The 3,804-nt window shown below is 63.6% G+C and carries 4 protein-coding genes; all 4 read left to right on the top strand.

Annotated elements, in window-relative coordinates:
• Positions 1-705 precede the first annotated feature (705 nt).
• Positions 706-1,569, top strand: a complete 864-nt coding sequence (locus AC0QTX_RS27250; RefSeq protein WP_474606918.1) for a GNAT family N-acetyltransferase — start codon at positions 706-708, stop codon at positions 1,567-1,569.
• Between the two features lie 370 nt (positions 1,570-1,939).
• Positions 1,940-2,248 carry an antibiotic biosynthesis monooxygenase family protein gene (locus AC0QTX_RS27245; RefSeq protein WP_202064717.1) on the top strand — a complete coding sequence of 103 codons (309 nt, stop codon included), beginning with the start codon at positions 1,940-1,942 and terminating at the stop codon, positions 2,246-2,248.
• 80 nt (positions 2,249-2,328) lie between these two features.
• The gene (locus tag AC0QTX_RS27240) at positions 2,329-2,736 is read left to right on the top strand and encodes an NAD(P)-binding domain-containing protein (protein ID WP_474606917.1); all 408 of its coding nucleotides are present in this window, start codon (positions 2,329-2,331) and stop codon (positions 2,734-2,736) included.
• 33 nt (positions 2,737-2,769) lie between these two features.
• A complete protein-coding gene (locus AC0QTX_RS27235; RefSeq protein ID WP_474606916.1) occupies positions 2,770-3,573 on the top strand; it encodes an NAD(P)/FAD-dependent oxidoreductase in 804 nt (267 codons plus the stop codon).
• The last annotated feature ends 231 nt before the right edge of the window (positions 3,574-3,804 follow it).

The following is a 3,804-nucleotide window of genomic DNA, read 5'->3' as shown; positions in this document are numbered from 1 at the left end:
CCTGCCGCAGTCCGGTGTGACAGGCGAAATCCGTCTTGTGAACCAGCTCTTCGGTCTTGCCGCCTGAGCAATCCATTCCGGCTGGGTTCGTCGTGCCCTTTCTAAGTTAATGCAACGGAGCCGCCCCACGCACCCTGGCCTTGATGCACGGCTCTTCCTTCGCCGGCGACACGGCTGCGGCTCTGCAAGATCTGGCCAGTGCCTATGACAAGCGCCTGCGGGCTGCGATGGCCGAGATGCCCGCCTAGACGTCGGCCTTTTCAAGAGATCACCGACGGCAGGCTCACGAGGGCAATGCGCGCTCCGACTTGGGGGATCAACCAGCACTTCGAGGGCAACCGCCCGCGCGAGTTCTACCTGCGACGAGTGCTAGCTCGGCCGCGGATGTGTCACCCAACACATCCACGCCGGTGCCCCCGATGTACGTTGGGGCAGGTGGAATTGAGCGGCTTGGCTGTCCTTTGCGGCAGCAACGTCGGAGTACGAAGCGAGGGGGTTCCCATGGTCTCAGGCAATTCATCAGCGTCACCCTCGAGCAGGCTGACGGCGTCGGAGTGGGTCGCCATCGTCAGCTCCCTTGCCTTTGTCGCGGTCTGGTACGGAATTTCGTTTGCCTGAGGCGCGCTGCTGCGGGAATCTGGCTGGCGATGCAGCCCCATCATCGCCACCGATGCAATGGATGGACTGCTAGACAGGGAGGCGGCGATGACCCCAGAGATCCGCCCCGCCATACAGGCCGATGCTAAGGCCTGCGGGCGCATCATCTTCGAAGCCTTCAGGGGAATCGCCGACCAGCACGGCTTCCCTTGGGATTTCCCGTCAGTGGAGGCGGGAGCGCAGCTTGCCACGACCTTCATTGAGGCCCCGTCGATCTACGGGGTGGTGGCCGAGCTGGACGGGCGGGTGGTCGGCAGCAACTTCATGGCCGAGGGCGATCCGATCCGGGGCATCGGGCCGATCACCGTCGATCCGGCCGTACAGGGCAGCGGGGTCGGTCGGCGGCTGATGGAGGCCGCCCTGGCCCGGGCAGGTGACGCAATGGGCGTGCGCCTCGTCCAGGATGCCTTCAACACCCGCTCAATGTCGCTCTACACCTCGCTTGGGTTCGACGTCCGGGAGCCGCTCTTGCTGATGCAGGGCACGCCCCGCAGCGGGCCGGATCTGGGCTTTGCCGTCCGGCCGATGACCGCCGCAGACGTGGACGCCTGCGGGACGCTCTGCACAGCCGTCCACGGCATCGAGCGCACGAACGAACTTCAGGAGGCGCAGCGGGTATTCGCCCCCTTTGTGGTCGAGCGGGAGGGCCGCATCACAGGCTATCTCTCGGCGGCGACGTTTTGGCTGATGAACCATGGCGTCGCCGAGACCGAGCTGGACATGAGGGCGCTTCTGGCTGGCGCGGGGGTGATGTGTGCGGAGCCGCTCTCCCTGCTCCTGCCGACACGGCAGGCGAACCTGTTCCGCTGGTGCCTGCATCAGGGGATGCGGGCCATCAAGCCGATGACGCTTATGACGATGGGCCACTATCAGGAGCCGAGGGGCTGCTACTTTCCCTCTGTCCTCTACTGACCATGCTTCTGGATTCGTGCGTTCCTACTCGGCTGCCTTGACCTCGCGCCTCGTCCCTTCATCGTGAGCATGACCGAGGCTCTGCCGGGCGGACTGGGTCCTATACACGGCCAAGGGGAGGGGGACGGAACCGCACCAAGATCGGCGTCGCGGCAAAATGAGGGCCGCTTGGGAAAGGTCCGAGAGTGGCACTTGCCTCAAGTACACCCAGCGTCCGCTCAAGGGTGGAGGAGCAGACATCCCAAGACGCCTGCAATTTCCTGGGATGACCCGTTGCAGGCTCTGGGAAGACGGACATTGGGTGCTCAGGTCATAGGCATTCGTGGTATAATGCCCTCGGCTGCGGGGTGATCTCGAAAGGGAGGCTCTCATGTACGCCGTGATCCGCAAGTTCAACAAAATGCGCTCGGTTGAGGAGGTCGCCCGGCGGGCCGAGGCCGGCCTCGCGCCGATCCTGCGGCAATCGCCGGGGTTCCGGGGTTACTACGTCATCAACGGCGGCAACGACGTCGGCGTTTCGATTACCCTGTTCGATACGCAGGACGCGGTGCAGGAGGCGCATCGGCGCGCCATAGCCTGGATCAAGGACAACCTCAGTGACTTTTACGAGGGTGAGCCGGAAGTGACTATGGGCGAGGTCGTCGTGAACGTTCCGGGCCAAGGGGCAATGGCCGCCTGACATCTCACTTCAGGCCTTCCCCAACAAGCGGGCCGGTTGTCCGGCTCGCTTTCCCGTAGAAGACCCAGCCAGGAGCGACAGTGGCCAGCGACAGGTGCCATACCGTCGTCATCGGTGGCGGCCAGGCCGGGCTGGCCGTGAGCTATCACTTGGGCCACCACGGTTGCGAGCACGTCATCCTTGAGCGACACCGGGTCGCGGAACATTGGCGGAGCCAACGGTGGGACACCCTGACCTTCCAGTTCCCGAACTGGAGCCTGCAACTACCCGGCTATGTCTATCGCGGGCCGGACCCCGATGGGTTTGCGCCCCGCGATGAGGTTGTTCGCTTCATCGAGAGCTATGCCAACCTCATCCAGGCGCCATTGCGCTGCGGAACTCCTGTGACTGCCCTGCGACAGCGACCGGGATCGGCTCGTTTCCTGGTTGAGACAGAGGGTGGAACCATCGAGGCCGCCAACGTGGTGGTTGCGACCGGTCCCTATTAGCGTCCGGCCATCCCGCAAGCGCTTGCAGCCGCCATGGGGATCGTCTTCCAGATCCACTCAAGCCACTACCGCAACCCAGCCGCCCTGCCGCCGGGAGCAGTCCTCATTGTTGGCTCTGGAGCATCCGGGTGCCAGATCGCCGAAGACCTTCTGCCGAGTGGCCGCCGGGTCTACCTCGCCGTTGGTGCTCATCGCCCGGTGCCGCGCCGCTACCGTGGCCGCGACTTTGCGTTCTGGGAGTTCGCGCTCGGCGAGTTTGACCGCACCGTCGAGCACCGCCCACCTGAGCGAGTCTCACCACTCCTGACCGGGGTCAATGGAGGCTATGATCTGAACCTGCGCCGTTTGGCCCAAAAGGGAGTCGTCCTGATCGGGCATGTCGTCCGAGGCGAGGGTGGCAAGCTGTCCCTGGCACCAGATCTTCGCGCGACCCTGATGCGGGGCGACCAGTGGTACACCCAGTTCACGAAGGCCGTGGACGAACATGTATGGCAGAACGGGCTTGATGCGCCTGGGGACGAGGGGACACGGGAGAGACTGCCAGATCCGCATGAGGCCTCGACGTCGATCCTGGAACTGGACCTGAGAGCTGCCGGGATCACCTCGGTGATCTGGGCCAGCGGCTTCCGCTATGACTTCGGTTGGCTTCAGTTGCCGGTCTTTGCCGTCATGGGCGCCGACCAGACCTCGACACCAATCCACCGGCGAGGGATCACACAGGTCCCGGGGCTGTACTTCGTTGGGTTGCCGTGGCTCTCCAAGCGCAAGTCGTCTCTGCTCGCTGGGGTCGGCGAGGACTCAGCATTTCTTGCAAATCATATCAACCTTCGAACTTAGCCCTTTGGTGGAGCAGAAATCCCTGATCCACACCCCTCCGGTGTCTGAAGCAGGAACGGCCGCTGTTGGCACATTTGCGAAGTAGACCGAATGTCTGCTGATAAAGGGTACAACAGACATTCCCGAGGCATTCGCAATTTCCTGGGATGACCCAAAGGAGACTTTCCGGCTCGGCAGCAGGGTGTAAAGCAGCAGAGTCATTCGAACGGATCGCTGCATCGGCGAGTTCAG

The organism is Microvirga sp. jy35 (genome assembly GCF_056148915.1).
Note: the sequence above shows the minus strand (reverse complement) of the source record. Positions and strands in the feature narration are given on the sequence as shown.